A 19,170-nucleotide genomic window follows, 5' to 3' on the forward strand; every position below is an offset into this window, starting at 1 on the left:
GATGGAAGTGAAGCGGAAGCTTGCAGAAAGACCGTTGTACCAACCAATCAGCGGGCCGTTCCATGTGGACTATGCTCCTGATGAACATACCGTTCTGGCAGAGAATCCGCCGAGATTTACCTGGATGGCGGCGCAGCAAGAGGATGAAAATGCTTATCTGCTGCAGGTGTCGGTGGGGCCTTCTTTTCAGGAAGAAGAGACGATGACCTATGCGCCGCTCCCGTATAACTTTTTCACGCCTGACCGGGTGCTGCAACCTGGGGAGTATTATTGGCGATATGCGCTGCTTGTAGATCAACCAGTGCAGCAAGATAGCGAAGTCAAAGCGGACGCCGTGCTGGGTAAGCAGCAGGAAATTTCGGCATGGAGTGAGGTGAGGCAGTTTACGGTGCCAGCGGGATTGCCCGAGACACCGTTACCTTCTCGAGCTCAGCGGTATGTTGCCACGGACACGTCTCACCCTCGGCTATGGCTCGGAGAGAGTGGGCTAAGGGCACTTGCGGATGGTATTGCATCAGATGCTACATATTGCGGCTGGGATGTGTTTATGGCAAATTCCGTGGAGCCGTGGGCCAATCGCGAACTGATCTGTGAACCGCTGCCTTACCCGGAGAACAAACGTGTCGCCCCGCTCTGGAGGCAAATGTACATTGACTGTCAGGAAACGTTATATGCGATTCGTCATCTCAGCATCGCAGGGCGGGTCCTACGTGACGAACGGTTGCTTGAAGCAGCCAAAACCTGGCTGTTGCATGTGGCGGCTTGGGATACGGAGGGAACGACCTCCCGTGATTATAACGATGAGGCGGCTTTTCGGGTCGCCGCCGCGCTCGCTTGGGGCTATGACTGGCTGCATGATGAGTTGACCAGTGATGAGCAAGAGGTGGTAAGGCGCAGCTTGCTGCGGCGGACAGAACAGGTGGCCCAGCATGTGATGGTTCGCTCGAAAATCCATCATGTGCCTTATGACAGCCATGCCGTGCGTTCATTATCCTCCGTGCTTGTGCCCTGCTGTATGGCCTTGTTGCATGAGGAGCAGCAGGCTGCAGAGTGGCTAGATTATGCGATCGATTATTATGCCTGTCTGTACTCCCCTTGGGGAGGAAGTGATGGAGGTTGGGCTGAAGGTCCGATGTACTGGACAACAGGTATGGCCTATGTGACCGAAGCGATGAATTTATTACGAAACTATGCGGGCATCGACTTCTTCCGTCGGCCATTCTTCCAGCGTACCGGAGATTTTCCACTCTACGTGTACCCGCCCGACGCTCGGCGTGCCAGCTTTGGAGATCAGTCTACGCTGGGTGACCCGGTAAACTTGAAAACAGGCTATCTTGTCCGCCAACTGGCAGGTGTTACAGGCAACCACTGGTACCAGTGGTACTTTGAGCGTGTACGCCAATCCGATCCGGGGACAGAGGGGGCTTTTTATAACTACGGTTGGTGGGACTTTAACTTTGACGACTTAGTATACCGCCATGATTATCCGCAGGTGGAGGAAGAGTCGCCTGTGGACATCGAGCCGCTCAAGTGGTTCCGTGATGTGGGGTGGGTAGCCATGCATCACCGGATGGACGATCCGGATGAGCATATTATGCTTCTTCTCAAATCGAGCCGTTATGGTTCCATCAGCCACAGTCATGCGGATCAGAACAGCTTTACCCTGCATGCATTTGGTGAGCCGCTTGCGGCGGATACGGGCTATTATATCGCGCACGGCAGCTCCTTTCACCGGGAATGGCGCAGGCAGACACGCTCCAAAAACAACCTGCTGATTGGCGGAGCAGGTCAGTATGCCGAGAACAACAAGGTGCTGAACATGGCTGCCACCGGGCAGATCGAAGAGGCCTATTGGCGGGATGGCGATGGTTATGTGCGCGCGGTAGCGACCGATGCCTATGCCAGCACCGTACCCCATGTGAAGCGTGTTGTACGGGAGATTCATTTTCTGCAATCCTCCTATTTCGTAATTGTGGACCACATTGATCTGGAGAAGCCGGACAGCGTTCAATGGCTGTTCCATGCACTGCACCCGCTACAGCTGAAAGGGCAGAGCTTCCGTCTGAACGGTAATAAGGCGGGGCTTGAAGGGACGTTTGTATATGCTTCCTCCGGTGAGTTGTCGCTCAGCCAGACGGATCAATTCGCAGAGGTGGACCCGGCAGAGTACGAAGGGTTGGAAAGACATTATCATCTGAGCGCAGAAACGCGGCCTGCCTCAAGCCATAGAATTGTAACGCTGCTTGTGCCATATAAGATCGAGGAGCCGAAGTATATCCCTTATTTCATTGATGACCAGGATCACGGTATTCATCTCTATTTTACCGACAACGGTGTAACGAAGAAGATCGAGGTATCCAAGACGTACTAGGGAGTGCTGACCTAAAGAAAACGCAATCTCATCTAAAACATCCCCATTGTTGCAGGCGGTGGGGATGTTTTAACATCTATTTGAAAGCGCTTCACCAACGAGTGGTACCTAAATCTAAATTAGGATGAAAAGAGGGGTAGCATGAAAAAGTGGATGGTCTCAGGCATGGCGCTATTGCTGGCGGCAGCTGTTATGACGGGGTGCAACAAAGGGAGCGGAGCGGCATCCGGTGAGGGAGGGGGAGACGGCAAAACAAAATTCTCCATTTCACTACGGACGCTGGCGTATACGTATGTGGAGAAGTCACCCGACATTAACAAGGATCAATGGGTGAAGAAACTGGAGGATCTGACCAATACCGATCTGAAAATTGTCCTGGTGCCCCATAAGGAATATGAACAGAAAATGGTCCAGATGTTTGCCACCAATGATATTCCTGACGTGGTGCAGGGTGACGGCGGCGTCAACGGCAAAGAGATGGCCGGATCGGTCGAAGCCGGGGTATTTCAGCCCCTGGATGAACTGTTGCAGCAGTACGGGCAAGATTTGCTCAAAGTCGTGCCGAAGGAAGCCTGGGACCAGGTAACTCATGACGGTCATATCTATGCCATCCCTGAATATTTATCCAATCCATCCCGCCGGGCAACCTGGATTCGCAAAGATCTGCTGGATCAAACGGGACTACCGGTACCAACTACAGTTGAGGAAACGATGGACGTTTTGCGCGCCTTTAAGAAGCTCGGCGTGGAGAATCCCTATATGGGACGTGAGGATTTCAAATATGCAGATACCTTTTTCGGTGCCTATGACGTACAGCAGTTCCTGTCCATGATGGAGCAGCAGGGCGACCAGGTTGTACCGAAGTTCATGGATAACGAGAATATGCAGCAAGCCCTAACTGTCTATAAGACGATGTACGAGGAAGGGCTCATCAACAAAGAGTTCGCCACCATCAATTCCACCGTATTCAAAAATACGATTCTCTCGGGCAAGGCAGGTATGTGGTCCATGAACGCCAACGAACTGATCCAATGGGAGAAGCAGATTAAAGCGTCGGTTCCCGATGCCAAAATCGAGATTATCCCTTCCCCAGTCGGCCCCGACGGAAAGGGCGGTTATTATCTGTACGGTCCGGTGACACGTGCCTACTTTATTAATAAGGATGCGGCTGATCCGGCTTCCATTATCCGTTTCTTTAACTGGATGGTGTCTGACGAAGCGGAGAAGTTCTTCACGTACGGTACAGAAGGAGAGACCTATACAGAGGATAATGGCGTGATTTCATATACAGCTCCAACAGACTCTGCTGGCGTGGACGAAGAGCGTTACCGTCAGTCGTTCTTATGGTTCGTACAGGACACGACGTACAATAAAGGCTCGTTATCGCTGACAGAAGAAGGCAGAAAGCTGATGAATATTTACGATACCATCTTAGCCAAAGAAGGTAGGGATGGCATCAACTTTGATCCGCGTTTGGAAGCTTTTGTACAGAATCCCGATATTGCTCCCAATTCGGATACACCTCCTCAGGTATTGCTCACACACATGATCAAGATGGTTTATGGTAAGGAGCCAATTTCCGATTGGCCGAAAGTGGTAGAGGAATGGAAATCCAAGGGCGGCGATCAGGCAATCGAAGAAGCCACGGAGAAATTTAAAAAAGGTGAAGGCGTGTCCGCACCTCGTCGCTAACTAAGAAGGATGGAACCAGTGTAGTGAGTCAGCTGAATACGGAGGGGATACAAGTGAATGACGTGTTCAAAACGTGGAAGAAGCGGGTTGTACTTGTTGCCATGTCTGTCATACTCATTAGCGGTATTACCGTTCCCGTGCATGAAGTCCGGGCGATGGAAGACGCTGATCCTCATTCTATTTTAAATACTACGCAGGAAGAAAATATCCCAGATCCGGAGGGTCCGGAGCTGGAGATTTACGCGGAAAACTTTGATGACCCGGACAATTTTGGCTCTACAGGCGGAATTGCACTGAGAGCTCCCTGGCTGCAGGAAGGAGTAGGTGGAAGCAAGGCCAAAACATCATCTTCCACAACTGCACCCTCGCTGCCCAACATGATCAAGATTGACGGAACCGATGCACTCGCGCTGCCACTTGATCTGACTGGATACGGAAATATTCGGCTGAGCTACTACACACGTGCGTCGTCCTATATAAGCGGAAGCATCATTATCGAATGGTCGAAGGATGGAGGCAGTTCCTGGGCAACGCTGGAGACATTTGAACTTCCCCCAGGCACTCCAGATGTGAAGAACAAGGAAGGGAATACGCTAAAAAGCTGGACGCTGGGTTCGGAAGCGAACAATAACAGCACGGTGAAAATTCGTTTTCGGACAGGAGATGCCATGCAGGCCAACATGTATATCGACAATGTTGCCATTTATGGTCAGGCTATTCCCGGTATAACGCCTGCCCCATCGCCAGTTCCGCCTGGAGAGGAGAATACTGAATTTACGCCACCACAAGGAGTGACTTTATACGAGGATGTGGAGATTGGCACGGCTGGTGGGCGAGCAATCTATTCATCCATTGCTGTTCCTGAGACAGCGGCAGCTGAACCGATGCCGGTCATGGTCTATATCCATGGAGGTGGATGGAATCACGGGGACCGAAAGCAGGCATTGAACTCCATTTGCAATTATGTACTCAAACGCGGTTACATCGGTGTATCTCTGGACTACAGGCTGACGCCTGAGGCGCCTTTCCCTGCCCAGATTCAGGATGTAAAGCTGGCTATCCGATATTTGCGGGCCCATGCGGCGCAGTACAACCTGGACCCGAGTCGTATAGGCGTCTGGGGATCATCTGCGGGCGGCCATCTGGCTGCATTGCTCGGTACAACAGGGGACATGGTTGCTGGTCACACCGTAATGCTCGATACAGGAGTGACGGTAGATGCACCTGATCTTGAAGGTTCTGGCGGATGGCCTGAGTATTCCGACAAAGTGCAGGCCGTTGCCGACTGGTACGGACCCGCTGATTTTACAACGACATTTGCCAATAACTATAGCTCGGTCACGGCTCTGCTTGGTGGGCAACGTGCGTTTGATGTTCCGGAGCAGGCCAGACTTGCCATGCCGGGCACGTATGGTTCACCGGATGATCCACCGTTCTGGATTCGGCACGGTGATGCTGATGCCACCATTCCTTACACAGACAGTGTTACTTTCGCGGGACAGCTTCAATCGGCGGGTGTCCCGATAGTGGATATGAAAGTCGTACCTGGTCAGGGCCATGGATTTACAGGGACGGCTTCCGAGGTTGCCAATGCGGAGGCATGGGCCTTTCTTGATGAACATGTGAAGAACCGGATCGTTACGGAGCCCATTATGTTCAAAAACAATCCCGAAGACACTTCGCCTGGAGCCGAAGAAGAGGAAGAAGAAAAACCGTTGATTGAAAAGGTCATCGCCAGCAAGCTGCCAAGTGACGATGCGGCGATTGACAGCAGCAAGCCTGATCTGAATTTCAATCAGGCAACGGGCTCCAGCACCGGATTACTAAGCATCTCTTCCACTTCATCGACCAAGAAATATGTGTATTTCAAATTTGATATGTCCGGAAATGAGCCCGAAGGAGATCGGTATCGACTACGGATTGCCGCCAAAAAAGGCACATCAAATATCAATACAGAGTTGTCTCTTTACGGTTTGAATGAAACAGACTGGAGCGAATCATCGTTAACCTGGTCGAATGCTCCGGTCCAAAGTCTCAGCGAAAGTTCGCTGCTTGGCAAATTCCAGGTCACGGCAGATCGTAGTGGAAGCCCGGCCGTCTGTGAAGTGGATGTAACCGATTATGTGAAGAGTCGTCCAGATGCGGGGCAGGTTGCATTTTTGCTCGCAGATGCGGAATCAACAGGTATTTCCGTGAACGTATACACCAAGGAAGCCAACGGAACGAACAATCCGCGTCCACAGTTATCGGTCATTGCTTTAATCGAAGAAGGCAGTGACGCGCAGTCACCAGAATGGGAGCAGGGAGCTATACTTGAGATTCGCAACTGGGGAACGGATTTTGCGGAACTGAGATGGCCCGCTGCCAGCGATGATACAGCTGTATCTGCCTACCGGATTTTTCGGGATGGAGTTTTGCTGGCTGAACAAGGCAAACAGTCATTTCGTGACAGCGGACTTGCAGCCGGAACATCGTACACGTTTCAAGTGAGGGCGATTGATGAAGCTGGCAACGTCAGCAGTGCCCTATCATCCGATTTGACCACCCTTACCGTTCCGGTATCGTCCCTTCCTGTTGCTTCCGTCTCGGCAAGTGGTAGCGACGGCAACCTGGCGACCAATACCATCGACAATAACAGTTATACACGCTGGTCTGTTGCCGGAGAGGGGCAATGGATCACATTTGATCTGGGGCAGGCACAGCAAGTGGGCTATGTTGGGATTGGTTTTTACAAAGGGGATGTCAGGAAGACCTTTTTTGAAATAGAAACGTCTGTTGACGGTGATCATTGGACCCAGGTATATGGCGGCGAAAGCAGCGGGGATACAACAGAAATGCAGGCATTTGATATCCCGGATACTTCTGCACGTTATGTACGGATCACCGGACATGGCAATTCTGATTCCAGTATTTATACAAGTCTGACCGATGTGCATTTGTATGCTCCTTTTGCAGGGGGAGGGACGCCTGTTGCCCTGATTCCATACATTGAGCCTCAACCACCGGAGGGAACAGAGCCCTTTATCGCTCCAGGTCTGACGGAGACAGATGGAACACCACATGCAGTCCATCCTCCTCATGCTGTAACCGGACGTACGATTGATGTACGGGATTACGGAGCAGATCTGGCTGATAATACGAGCGATGACCGACCTGCAATACAGGCTGCCATTGATGAGGCCAGCGTTGGTGATGAAGTATTTTTGCCTGATGGAGTGTACAATTTGTTGTCCGGGCCGGATGGAACTACCAACCTGATGCTCAAATCCGGGGTGAACCTGAGAGGAGAGAGCAGTGGAGGGACCGTGCTCAAGACATCGTTGGATCAGGTGACGGGCAGCGCCGTCCTGAAAGCATCGGCTCAGCACAGCATTCTCGTATCCAATATGACCCTAACTTCATCCTGGTCTGGCAGTTACACGACCGATCACAAATCCAACAATCCCTCCGCAGGGGGGCCGGATAGCATGATTCACATCGCTAACTATGGTGAGGAACCATCGTATGACATTACGATCGACGGTGTAATTGTGGAGAAATTCAAACGAATGGCTATCCGCATCGAACACAGCCGAGATGTCGTTGTGAAGCATGCAACATTCCGTAATGCAACAGATCTGGGCCCTGGGGGTTCAGGCTACGGAATATCCATTCAGGGAACGGCCAAGACTGATCGGCTCGGCTTTGACAATGATACGATATGGAATGTGGTGGAGGATAGTACGTTTGAGGGCCCTTATCTCAGACATGGAGCGTTGATCCAGTTTGTTGCCCATAACAACGTACTGCGTGGCAATACATTTAACGGAACAAAGCTGGATGCTATTGATCTTCATGGTGAACTGGAGTATTTGAATGAAATCTCGGGCAATGTGATTACGGATGTGCTGACAGGCGCAGGGATTGGACTTGGCAATACAGGGGGTTCAGCACCCAGCAACCACAGCAAGTCGGGCAAAGGAAACTACATTCATGACAACACGATCAGGAACAGCCAAATCGGCATTTCGGTAACCATGGGCACCCCCGATACTCTAATCGAGGATAATCTCATCGAGAATACAACCACGATTGCAGATGCGTCAGGAATCAAAGTGCTGAATGGACCGGGTACGGTGGTTCGAGGCAATGTGATCCGTAACAATACCGCCAGCGACTACTGGGGCGTGCGTCTTGAGCGCGACAAAGGTGATGCCGGAGCCGGCAATATTGGCGAAGGAAACCCCGAGAATGTGTTAATTGAAAATAACCGAATCGAAGGTAATACAAACGGAATCGGACTCTTTGCCGGAGTCGGTATTCTGCTGAAGGCCAACATTCTAAACAATGTGAATGAGGACTATTACAAAGCAGCAGGTGTTACAGTTACCGAGCTGTAAAGGATCAGAGCAAGTAGCCTAGCAGGCGTCTATATAAGTTGAAGCTCAATTTTACACCATACTGCAATCGGAGTGATCAGGTGTAACATTTATAGTTCAACTTATGTAGCCTGATGGGCTACTTTTTGTTGTGAATCATTTATTTAAGATTCATTAAAGGTTTGTCCTCTACCATGGTTTCATAAGCCTAAGTTGCTTAACAGAAACCAAGAAGGAGGATTCATCATTTGAATAGTTTACTACGTAAAGTTGCAGTAACGGCCTTGTCCGTGACGATGGTAACTTCATCTTTTGCCCTGGTAGGAAGCCCGAACGCTGCGTTTGCCGCAGAGGATACAAGCACTAGCACAGGCGTCACGCAAGCCTATGAATCGTTGTTCCAAACGGACAACGTCATTGATGTGAATGTTACGATTGATGATGCAGACTGGAAGAGCATGCTCGAAAGCCCGCTGGATAAGGATTATAAGAAGGTAAGTGTGGAAGTGGACGGCAACAAGCTAGATAACGTTGGTTTCTCCACCAAGGGTAATCTGACTTTGAAATCCGTAGCCTCCATGCAAGATTCTGACCGTTACAGCTTCAGACTGAAGTTCGATAAATACGACAAAACACAAACCTTGCTCGGTCTGGATAAAATGGTCCTGAACAACAACTATTCCGATCCATCGTACATGCGTGAAGTTCTTCACTATGAAGCGCTGCGCAGCATTGGCATGGATGTACCGATGACGAACTACGTTAATCTGTATATCAACGGCGAACTGGTTGGTTTCTATACCGGGGTTGAAGCAGTAGATGACAGCTACCTGGAACGCAATTACGGTGAAGATTATGAGGACGGTGTCCTCTACGATACGGATGAGAAGAGTTATCTGCAATATTCAGAAGGCAGTGACTACAGCACCATCACCGAAGATTTGGGTACGGACGAGAATAAAACCAAACTCAAAAACTTCATCAAAACGCTGAACGACATGCCTGAAGGTGAAAAAGGTGATATCGAGAGTGTGCTGGATGTGGATTCGACACTGAAATATATCGCGGGCAACATGGTCTTTGGTAACTATGACAGCTATAGCGGCGACAAAGGGCATAACTACATGCTTTACGGAGATGCGGCTGGCAAATTCACCGTTGTACCTTGGGACTTTAACATGTCCTTTAATGGATACTCGGGTGGAGGCGGACGTGGTACAACAACAACTGGATCAACCACGACCAACACCAATGCAACGAACGTATCCGTGGACGAGCCAGTACTGGGCATTAGCATGGAAAATGTACCGATGATTAACAACCTGTTGGCCGTGCCTGAGTATAAGGAAAAATACTTGAGCTACGTCAATGAGTTGACGGATTATATGGAAGGCATCCAGGACCGTATCACAGGTCTGGCTGACATCATTCGTCCATATGTAGAAGCAGATCCAACGAAGTTCTACACAACAGAACAGTTCGAATCCAACATTGCATACTCCGCCAACGCTGATGCAACAGGCGGAATGGGTGGCATGGGTGGTACACCACCAGAAGGATTCGAAGGCATGACACCACCAGAGGGCATGGAAGGTATGACGCCTCCGGAAGGTTTTGAAGGCATGACACCTCCCGATGGTACAACACCGCCGGATGGCACAACGGGAACAGGAACAACAGACAGCACAGGCAATACCCAAACACGTCCGGGCGGTAACTTTGGCGGAGGTGGAGGAATGGGCTCCATGGCAGCGGGGTCGCTGACGACGTTTGCCCTGAACCGACTTGCCAATCTGCAAGAGCAGCTTGGACGTGAAGTAACGCCTTTGCCAGAGACTTCAGAAGATACAGGCACGGATAACGGAACAGGAACGACCGACAAAGCGATTACGGTAACTCTCGATGGCAAAGCGATTACGTTCCCGGATCAGGACCCGCTAGAGCAAAGTGGCCGGGTTATGGTACCAGTGAACGCCATCCTTGAAGCTTTGGGTGCAGAAGTAACGTGGGACAAAACAGCGAAAACGGTAACAGCTGTACTGAATGACCAGACGCTTGTGCTCCAGATCGGAAGCAGCACAGCAACGGTGAATGGTGAAACGCTCGAAATTGATGCACCAGCCATTATCAAAAACAGTCGCACGCTTGTGCCGGTACGCTTCATCTCTGAAGGACTGGGACTGACCGTGGATTGGGATCAAACGGCTGCACAAGTAACACTTACATCCAAATAAGAAAATCTCTCAGGTATAGTTAGTAATGTTGTACTACGGAGAACAAGAAAAGGGATTCGATGATCAGATCGAATTCCTTTCTGGTACAATGAGGGAAAAGGAGGGAACACATATGGCTCCCGATAAAACAAAACTTTTCCCTAACGATAATATTCGTACCGTTTGTTACATTCAAAATTTGCCGCCGCGCTCTAATGTGCTGATCGGTGATTATACGTATTATAGTGACAACAGTCGTCCACCCGAACAATTTTATGACCGCATTCAGCATCATTATGATTTCCTAGGCGATCGTCTGGTGATCGGTAAGTTTTGTGCAATTGCCGAAGGTGTGACATTCATTATGAATGGTGCTAATCATCGGATGGAGGGCATGACAACCTATCCCTTCAATATTTTTGGTGGTGGTTGGGAGAGAGTAACTCCTACGCTGGATCAACTGCCTTTTAAGGGAGACACTGTATTGGGCAATGACGTCTGGATTGGGCAAAATGTAACTATCATGCCGGGTGTCACGATTGGAGACGGTGCCATCGTTGCTTCCAATGCGACAGTCACCAAGGACATCGAGCCTTACACCATTGTGGGTGGCAATCCGGCCAAACCAATCAAAAAGCGTTTCGACGACGAGATCATTGCTTTACTGCTGGAACTGAAATGGTGGGATCAAGATGAGGCGTGGTTGGACACACATTTGGAACGACTGGTCTCTACATACGATCCGCAGACATTGCGTGAGCTTCTGAAGAGTAAGTAGGTTGGTGTACGTGAATTGATTTGCAAAAAAACGAGAATATCGCTGGTTCCTTATGGAGCCAGTTTTTTTATTTTGCACTCCATATGCTCATCATCATCACACTTCATGGAACCTTGCATATCCACAATAAGCCCTTGGATGGAAGAAGTTAAGAGAGCCAATCCATCTATAGGTGGACTTAACTCCCGTTAAATTCGGCTACACTAAATGTAGATCAGAGAACACGTGGAGAAGGTGAGGAAAAAAACATGATGAATATTGTTATTGTAGCTGTCATTGTTCTATTGTTATCGCTAAGGGAGAAGGAAGTGAAGACATCCCGTTTATGGGTCTTTCCAGCGATTATTGCGTATTGGGTGCTTTCGAGCGTAGTAAATACACCATTAACGGTGGGCAACATTCTGTTATATATTGTTTTTCTCATCATAGGTTGCGGGATTGGTGCGTGGCGGGTACATCTGGAACAGCTTCGAATCCATCCAACTACAGGTAAAATGATGTCTAAGGGATCGCTGGCCAGCAGCTTGCTTCTGATCGCGGTTATGGTGTTAAGACAGCTCGCCAGCCAATGGGATGTGCATCATACGGTGGTTTCACTGAGCAATGCTCTTTTGTTTCTACCTCTGGGAAGCATCGTTGCCCGGCGTTATTTTCTGTATGCTAAAGTCCAGCGTTTTCAAGGCAGAGGTGTATAATATTTTCAAACTTTAGGATTGGAAAGGATAGCTATGCAGAACGATTCGAAATGGATGCAGATTCGAAAGGTGGTACTGGATCATACAGCAGATCTTATTTTAACGTTGTTGCTGCTCTCCAGTCTGATTGAGCCCTTCAAAGAATTGGCGTGGGTCGATTTGGGTGCAGGACTGATCGTTAGACTGCCCTACCTTATGTTGGTTTGGGTTCCACAGTCACTTCGAAATGAGCGGATGCGAACGTTAGGGATATTGGTGATTTGGATGGTGACGCTGCTCTATGCCCAGTTCTTCCAGGCCGAGTATCGCATATTTGAATTAACCTTTTATCTCATCGGATATACTGCGCTAAAATTGCCTATACATCGTTCTTCGTTGCTTGGCTTCGTTATCATCATTGGGAATGCGGCGCTGCTCTATATGGATGAATACGAACCCAATCAGATTCTGGTGTATTCGATGGCTCACGCTGTAACCTATATTCTATGCTGGGCTGCGAGAATCAGGCGGGAAAGCAGACAGGACAGCAAACGACATTATGAGGAATTGCAGAAGGTGCACGCTGAACTGACACATGCCCATCAGGAGCTTCAGGATACACATCAGGAGTTGGAGCAGGCTACCGTGCGATTGATGCAGTATGCCGTACTTGAAGAACGAAGCCGAATCTCAATGGATTTGCACGACAGTGTTGGTAACCGATTGACATCCATTATTGTTCAGCTTCAGGCATTGCCATATATGATGAAGATGGATGCAGCGGAAGCCGACAAAGCGATGGGTACGGTGCTTGAAGTAGTCCGACAATGTCTCCAGGAGGTTCGGACTGTTGCTCATCAGATGGGCAGCAATGAAGCAGGCCTCGGGCTGGTCGCCTTGACGAGTCTGGTGAATGAGATACGGGAGATGGCAGGTTTCACGATCAAACTGACCCCCCAAGAGCAGACGAGTCATTGGACGCCAGAAACGTCCGAATTATTGTATCGTGTACTTCAGGAAGCGTTAACGAATATCATTCGTCATGCCCAGGCTTCGCAAGTGAAGGTGGACATCTTGGAGAAGGAGCATCAGCTACATATGATTGTGGAGGACAACGGAATGTATCGCAAAGAGAATCCGATCTCTCCCGGTTTCGGACTGTCGAGTATGAGAGCAAGATGTGAAAGGGCAGGCGGTTCCTTATCCATTGATGCAGTCGATCCACATGGAATGAGGTTAACCCTTACCATCCCTCAAGATGTGAAGGAGATTATGGGAGGTGATGAACAATAATGAAGCAAGACATACAGGACATACGTGTACTCCTCGTGGATGACCAGCATCTGGTCCGGCATGGTTTACGTTTTATTATTAATGCACAGCAGGATATGGAAGTGGTAGGCGAAGCGGGCGGGGGACATGAAGCAGTCCTTCTGGCAGCAAAGGTTCGTCCACATGTCGTATTGATGGATGTGCAGATGGAAGCAGGAGACGGACTGGAAGCGACAGCGGAGCTGATTCAGATACTGCCTGACTGCAAAGTGGTCATCCTGACCACATTCGATCATGAGGACTATGTGTACAAAGGAATACGTGCCGGAGCTGTTGGTTATCTGCTCAAGGATGCGGCGCCAGACGAACTCGTTGATGCGGTTCGTGCTGCATACCGGGGGGAGGCGATCTACCGCACGGCGGTGGCAGCCAAGGTGATCGGTCTTGCTATTCGTTCAACTCCGAGTCATTCGGATTCAGTGAAGGAGACGGTAGCAAACGAACCATTGCCGGAACCGTTTACGGGACGGGAATTGGAGGTTTTGCAGCAGATGGCATATGGATTACGGAATGAGGAGATTGCTCGCAAGCTTTTTATCGGAGAGAGTACGGTCAAGACTCATGTACATCGCATTTTGCAAAAGATTCAAGTGGAAGACCGCACACAGGCGGTCGTCTTTGCCATTCGTAATGGATTCGTCAAGTAAACCTTTCTTGATCTTCTGTGGAGTAGTGATCCAAATTCAGCAAATAACCAGCTGCCCCATGCGGAGCTGGTTATTTTGTATGATCGCATAAACAATGTCTCAAAATTGAGAAAAGAGATGGAATGTTGTGTGAGATAAGTCATAGAATAACTTTAAGTAAGCGCTTCCAATAACATCAATATGAATTCACGGAGGGGTTCAGAATGCGATTTAAGAGAGCTGCCACACCGCTCGTCGCTCTGTTCATGTCGGTCACATTGTTTGCCGGATGCCAAAGTGTTCAGCCGCCATCAGTAAGTGAACCACAAGGGACGGTGGATACACCGACCACGACAACCCAGAACGAACCTGCGCCTCAGACCAACAAGGAGACACCACGTAATGAGACCTTGTATATCAATGGGTTGCAATGGGGGCCACCAACCAACTTCAATCTGTTGAGCGGAAATCCCGCATTTCCAGTGAATTACGGCAACTCCAGGGAACTGGTGTACGAAACCCTGTTTATGGTAAACCAGCTGGACGGTGGCCTTGAACCTCTCTTGGGCAATTCGTATGAATGGAAGGATGAAACGACTCTGCGCATTGAGTTGAATGCGGATGCGAAGTGGAGCGACGGAACGGCTTTTACAGCAGATGATGTTGTATACACCTATGAACTGGGCAAAAAATACGATATCAACTGGAGTAGCTTCTGGACCTACATCAGTGAAGTGAAAGCAGATGGAGCGCAGGCCGTGGAAATTAAGCTGAACCCTGAAAACCCTAACAAGCTTACCGTACTGGACAGCATTGAACTGATCCCGATGCTGCCGAAGCATATCTGGGAAGAGATCGAGAAGAAGAACAATAATGATCTGACCGCGATTCGTAAAGAGGTTAATGATAATCCAGTGGGAACCGGAGCCTATAAGCTTCATTTTTACAACGACCAGAAAATTACGATTGTCCGTGACGATAACTACTGGGGGCAGAAATTGTTCGGCAAATTGCCCGCACCGAAGTACATCACTCACGTGATCTACAAGGATAATGCCGCAGGTGATCTGGCGTTCAAGAGTGGGCAAGTGGACGTCTCCCAGCAGTTTATCCCTCAAGTGTGGAAGATGTGGGAAGGCGGGGCTGCTGTAAAAACGTATCTGAAGGATGCGCCGTATTATCTGCCCGGTTCCATGCCAAGCATTTTCTTCAATCTGTCCAAAGCCGGACTCGATAATGCTGACGTTCGCCGTGCGATAGCCATGAGCATCAACTATGACAAGATCTCGGAGTTGGCCATGAGCGGATATTCCGCACCGATGCAGCCTTCCCTGACCTTGAACTCGGATGCCGAGTCCAAATATATTGACCAAGATGCCATCAAGTCGTTGCAATGGACGATGGATATTGAAGGAGCCAACGCTCTGCTCGACAAGATTGGAGCAACCAAAGGTAAAGACGGCATCCGTGTTCTTAATGGCAAACGCCTTGGACCTTTCGAGGTTGAATGTCCTTACGGCTGGTCTGACTGGAACGCTGCCCTGGAGATCGTAGCGCAGAGCGCCAAGGCCATAGGGATTGAGATTCGCACCAAATTCCCGGAATCCCCGGTATGGACCAATGATCTGCAAACCGGCAAATTCGATATTATCATGAACACGCCTGCAGGCGGGGTCAGCCCAAGCCAGCCGTGGAACCGTGCGATGACGATCATGTACTCCAAAGGGGTTGCCCCAATGGGTGAGATGGCTTTCTGGAACTGGGGACGGTACCAGAATGACCGTGCAGACGCCATTATTGAAGAGATTCCATCCGTGTCTGACGAGGCGAAGCTGAAGTCACTGTACACTGAACTGAATACCATCTGGCTGAAAGATATCCCTTCTATTCCGCTAATGTACAGACCATGGGTGTTTGACACCGTGAACGAATCGGTTTGGAAAGGTTTCCCGACAGAAGGAGATGGCACCAACATTCCGCCGCAAATCTCGATGGACGGCGCAGGTATTAAGGCATTGTATCAGATCCACAATTAAGGAACTCATATTGAATCAGGACACGATGAAGTGACACGCCACTTCAGACATAAGGCCCTTATCCGCTAAACTCGGGGGTGCTAAATCCTATGAATGCCTATTCCAGATATGTCGCCAAAAAAGTATTCTGGTACGGCCTGACCCTGGTCATTGCCATCGGACTAAATTTTATTTTGCCTAGACTGATTGAAGGTAACCCGGTGAGCATGATCGCTTCCAAAATGACGTCAGGGATGACTGACTCGGATTCCATCAAGCGGGTGTATGAGACGTTTACGGTTGAATTCGGCATTGATCAGCCACTATGGACCCAATTCGGCATCTATTTGAAAAATCTGTTCACAGGCAATCTGGGCACGTCCTTTGGACTGTATCCGAAGCCTGTGACGGACATTCTGGCCTCCGCCGTCCCTTGGACGGTGGGGCTTCAACTTCCGGCCATCCTGGTCGGCTGGATCATTGGTAATTTGCTCGGTGCGATTGCAGCGTACCGGAAAGGTGTTTTTGATAAAGTACTGTTTCCGGTAGCTTTATTTATCAATTCCATTCCTTTTTTTACTCTGGCTATTATTATGCTGTATGTCTTTGCGTTATCACTGAAATGGTTCCCTTTATCGGGCGGATATGACTTCCAGATGGTACCGCAGCTGAGCTTCGACTTTATCATGTCCGTGGTTCGCCACCATACCTTGCCGTTCCTCTCCATCGTGCTTGTGACCATTGGTGGTCAGGCCATTGGCATGCGGGAGATGTCCATCTATGAGCTCAATTCAGACTATGTGTTATACAGTAAACTGCTGGGTATTCGCGACGGCCGAATTGCGCGTTATGTGTTCCGTAACGCTATGCTGCCGCAAATTACGGGACTTGCGCTCTCCATCGGTACGATGGTCGGTGGGTCACTCATCTGTGAGATTGTCTTCAGTTATCCAGGCATCGGCACATGGTTGTTCACGGCCATAAGGCAACTGGATTACCCACTAATCTCGGGGTGTACGCTGCTGATTGCCATTGCTGTATTGCTGGCGAATTTCACTATTGATGTCATCTACGGTTTCATTGACCCGCGCATCAAGGCCGCTCAAATGGAGGAACAGTGATATGAAGCATTCGATCTCTATTTTGCTGAAGTCACCCAAATTCATGATCGGTGCGGTGACTTTTGTCGGCATGCTGCTCTTGGTTACGATCTATCCACTCATTAATCGCAGTGATCCACTCGAGATGATTGCGATGGCGTTCCAGCCACCTGGCGATGGCCTGCTGCTAGGATCGGACAATTTTGGACGGGATATTTTCCTTGAATTGATGTATGGCATCCAGACATCCGTACGTGTGGGGCTAATTGCAGGTGTGTTTGCGACCGTTATCGGTTTGGTTATGGGTCTGGTGTCGGGATATATCGGGGGAATGCTGGATAACTTTCTGACGGCGATCACCAATATTTTCATTGTTATTCCTTCGTTCATCATCCTGATCTTGATCTCCGTCAGCATTGATTCACGCAGTTCCCTGGTGACGGCGATCATTATCGGTATAACTAGCTGGCCTTGGACGGCCCGGGCTGTGCGAGCCCAGACGACATCTCTGCGTAGCAGGGATCATGTGCATATTGCAAAAATTTCGGGACACAGTACGCCGCGTATCATTATCCATGAGATTTTGCCCTATATCGCGTCTTATGTGGTGATGGCTTTTGTGCTCCAGACGGCATCGGGCATTCTGTCCGAAGCATCCATCTCCATGCTGGGACTGGGGCCGTATAATACGATCTCGCTCGGCATCCTGATGAACTGGGCACTGGTGTTTGAAGCGCCAGTAGCAGGGGCGTGGTGGGCGTTCATTCCTGCGGCGCTGGCGATTGCCGTCATTACCTTCTCGCTTTATCTGATGAATACGGGCATGGACGAAATTTTTAATCCGAAAATAAGGAGCTAAGACCATGAACCAACCTATACTTCAGGTCAGCGGTCTGAAAACCTATTACCGTACCCGGCTCAAGGAGAATGTATTTGCCGTCGACGGGGTGGAGTTCGGACTGAAAGAAGGGCAGACGCTGGGCATTGCAGGTGAATCGGGCTGTGGAAAATCGACGCTGGCGCTCAGCCTGATGGGCTTTTATTTCCCGCCGCTTCATTATGGCAGTGGTTCGATCCGGATTAATGGTACCGATATTATGCAGCTGAACAAAGAGCAGCTTCGTTCGCGCATTCTGGGCAAGGAAATTGCTTATATTCCGCAGGCTGCCATGAATGCACTGAACCCAACGCTGCGTATTATCAGGTTTATTGAAGATATCATGAAGGAGCATCGTCCGGAGATGAAACGGTCGGATGTGCGGAAGATGGCTACGGAGCGCTTCCAATCACTGAACTTGTCGCCGGATGTGCTGGATATGTATCCAAATGAATTATCCGGCGGCATGAAGCAGCGAACGGTTATCGCCATCTCAACAATTCTGAATCCCAACGTGCTCATTGCGGATGAACCTACTTCGGCACTGGATGTAACCTCCCAGAAGGCGGTCATTCGTCTATTGAAGGATTTGTTGAAGCGCAAAGTAATCAAATCACTGGTGTTCATCACGCATGAGCTGCCGCTACTGTACCATGTCACGGATGAAATTATGGTGATGTATGCCGGTGAGATTGTGGAACGAGGCACGGCAGAGCAGATGATTTTCAATCCGCTGCATCCGTACACTCGCAAACTGATGGGTTCCATCATTGTGCCGGAAGAGGGCATGAAGGAGCACAAACTGGCTGCCATTCCTGGTGCACCACCAAATCTGAAGAATGTGCCGGAAGGCTGCCGCTTTGCAGAGCGCTGTACACTGGTGACCGACGAGTGCCGCCAGGGCAAAATCGAGAACATTCATGTCGATGGGCGCATATATCGCTGTCTCCTGACACCAGAAATGCTGGAGCAGATCAGGGAGCAGGAGCAGGACAGTCACTTACAGCAGGAGAGCATGAACGAAGAGCCCCAGGAGAGGGAAGAAAATCAGGAGGAGAATGACTCAAATAAAGAAGATGTCCGAGATGTTCAATCTGACACAGACGATATCGCAGACCAATGAAATGATTCTTT

12 protein-coding genes are annotated in these 19,170 nt (G+C 49.7%); all 12 read left to right on the forward strand.

The window, feature by feature from the left end; translation table 11 throughout:
• Position 1: 1 nt before the first annotated feature.
• The 12 genes from BLS14_RS16160 to BLS14_RS16215 all read left to right on the forward strand — a co-directional run bounded on the left by BLS14_RS16160 (position 2) and on the right by BLS14_RS16215 (position 19,159).
• A complete protein-coding gene (locus tag BLS14_RS16160; protein ID WP_090952912.1) occupies positions 2-2,371 on the forward strand; it encodes a DUF4962 domain-containing protein in 2,370 nt (789 codons plus the stop codon).
• 141 nt (positions 2,372-2,512) lie between these two features.
• Positions 2,513-4,063, forward strand: a complete 1,551-nt coding sequence (locus BLS14_RS16165) for an extracellular solute-binding protein (protein WP_176854550.1) — start codon at positions 2,513-2,515, stop codon at positions 4,061-4,063.
• 23 nt (positions 4,064-4,086) lie between these two features.
• Positions 4,087-8,442: an alpha/beta hydrolase fold domain-containing protein gene (locus BLS14_RS16170; RefSeq protein ID WP_256336507.1), complete on the forward strand. Its 4,356-nt coding sequence runs from the start codon at positions 4,087-4,089 to the stop codon at positions 8,440-8,442.
• A gap of 227 nt (positions 8,443-8,669) precedes the next feature.
• Positions 8,670-10,655, forward strand: a complete 1,986-nt coding sequence (locus BLS14_RS16175; RefSeq protein ID WP_090952914.1) for a CotH kinase family protein — start codon at positions 8,670-8,672, stop codon at positions 10,653-10,655.
• A 112-nt stretch (positions 10,656-10,767) separates the two neighbouring features.
• Complete coding sequence (locus tag BLS14_RS16180; protein ID WP_072735152.1) at positions 10,768-11,412, forward strand: Vat family streptogramin A O-acetyltransferase; 645 nt, start codon at positions 10,768-10,770, stop codon at positions 11,410-11,412.
• Between the two features lie 248 nt (positions 11,413-11,660).
• Positions 11,661-12,107 (forward strand): DUF1453 family protein, encoded by a 447-nt coding sequence (locus tag BLS14_RS16185; protein ID WP_072735153.1) that lies wholly within the window; start codon positions 11,661-11,663, stop codon positions 12,105-12,107.
• A 54-nt stretch (positions 12,108-12,161) separates the two neighbouring features.
• The gene (locus tag BLS14_RS16190; RefSeq protein WP_170867918.1) at positions 12,162-13,379 is read left to right on the forward strand and encodes a sensor histidine kinase; all 1,218 of its coding nucleotides are present in this window, start codon (positions 12,162-12,164) and stop codon (positions 13,377-13,379) included.
• The gene (locus BLS14_RS16195; RefSeq protein ID WP_090952916.1) at positions 13,379-14,065 is read left to right on the forward strand and encodes a response regulator; all 687 of its coding nucleotides are present in this window, start codon (positions 13,379-13,381) and stop codon (positions 14,063-14,065) included. Before BLS14_RS16190 ends, BLS14_RS16195 begins: the two co-directional genes overlap by 1 nt.
• Before the next feature lie 203 nt (positions 14,066-14,268).
• A complete protein-coding gene (locus BLS14_RS16200; RefSeq protein WP_090952918.1) occupies positions 14,269-16,080 on the forward strand; it encodes an ABC transporter substrate-binding protein in 1,812 nt (603 codons plus the stop codon).
• An 89-nt stretch (positions 16,081-16,169) separates the two neighbouring features.
• A complete protein-coding gene (locus BLS14_RS16205) occupies positions 16,170-17,180 on the forward strand; it encodes an ABC transporter permease (RefSeq protein WP_063567843.1) in 1,011 nt (336 codons plus the stop codon).
• A 1-nt stretch (position 17,181) separates the two neighbouring features.
• Positions 17,182-18,018 (forward strand): ABC transporter permease, encoded by an 837-nt coding sequence (locus tag BLS14_RS16210; protein ID WP_063567844.1) that lies wholly within the window; start codon positions 17,182-17,184, stop codon positions 18,016-18,018.
• Between the two features lie 4 nt (positions 18,019-18,022).
• Positions 18,023-19,159, forward strand: coding sequence for an ABC transporter ATP-binding protein (locus tag BLS14_RS16215; RefSeq protein WP_083584831.1), 1,137 nt, complete (start codon positions 18,023-18,025; stop codon positions 19,157-19,159).
• The last annotated feature ends 11 nt before the right edge of the window (positions 19,160-19,170 follow it).

It is taken from the genome of Paenibacillus sp. OK060 (assembly GCF_900101205.1).
In the GTDB taxonomy this organism is placed as follows: Bacteria; Bacillota; Bacilli; order Paenibacillales; family Paenibacillaceae; genus Paenibacillus; species Paenibacillus marchantiae.

Coding starts and splice junctions, on each gene's coding strand:
- BLS14_RS16210 (WP_063567844.1), top strand. CDS start 17,182: ATGAAGCATTCGATCTCTATTTTGCTGAAGTCACCCAAATTCATGATC.
- BLS14_RS16190 (WP_170867918.1), top strand. CDS start 12,162: ATGCAGATTCGAAAGGTGGTACTGGATCATACAGCAGATCTTATTTTA.
- BLS14_RS16185 (WP_072735153.1), top strand. CDS start 11,661: ATGATGAATATTGTTATTGTAGCTGTCATTGTTCTATTGTTATCGCTA.
- BLS14_RS16195 (WP_090952916.1), top strand. CDS start 13,379: ATGAAGCAAGACATACAGGACATACGTGTACTCCTCGTGGATGACCAG.
- BLS14_RS16180 (WP_072735152.1), top strand. CDS start 10,768: ATGGCTCCCGATAAAACAAAACTTTTCCCTAACGATAATATTCGTACC.
- BLS14_RS16205 (WP_063567843.1), top strand. CDS start 16,170: ATGAATGCCTATTCCAGATATGTCGCCAAAAAAGTATTCTGGTACGGC.
- BLS14_RS16160 (WP_090952912.1), top strand. CDS start 2: ATGGAAGTGAAGCGGAAGCTTGCAGAAAGACCGTTGTACCAACCAATC.
- BLS14_RS16215 (WP_083584831.1), top strand. CDS start 18,023: ATGAACCAACCTATACTTCAGGTCAGCGGTCTGAAAACCTATTACCGT.
- BLS14_RS16200 (WP_090952918.1), top strand. CDS start 14,269: ATGCGATTTAAGAGAGCTGCCACACCGCTCGTCGCTCTGTTCATGTCG.
- BLS14_RS16165 (WP_176854550.1), top strand. CDS start 2,513: ATGAAAAAGTGGATGGTCTCAGGCATGGCGCTATTGCTGGCGGCAGCT.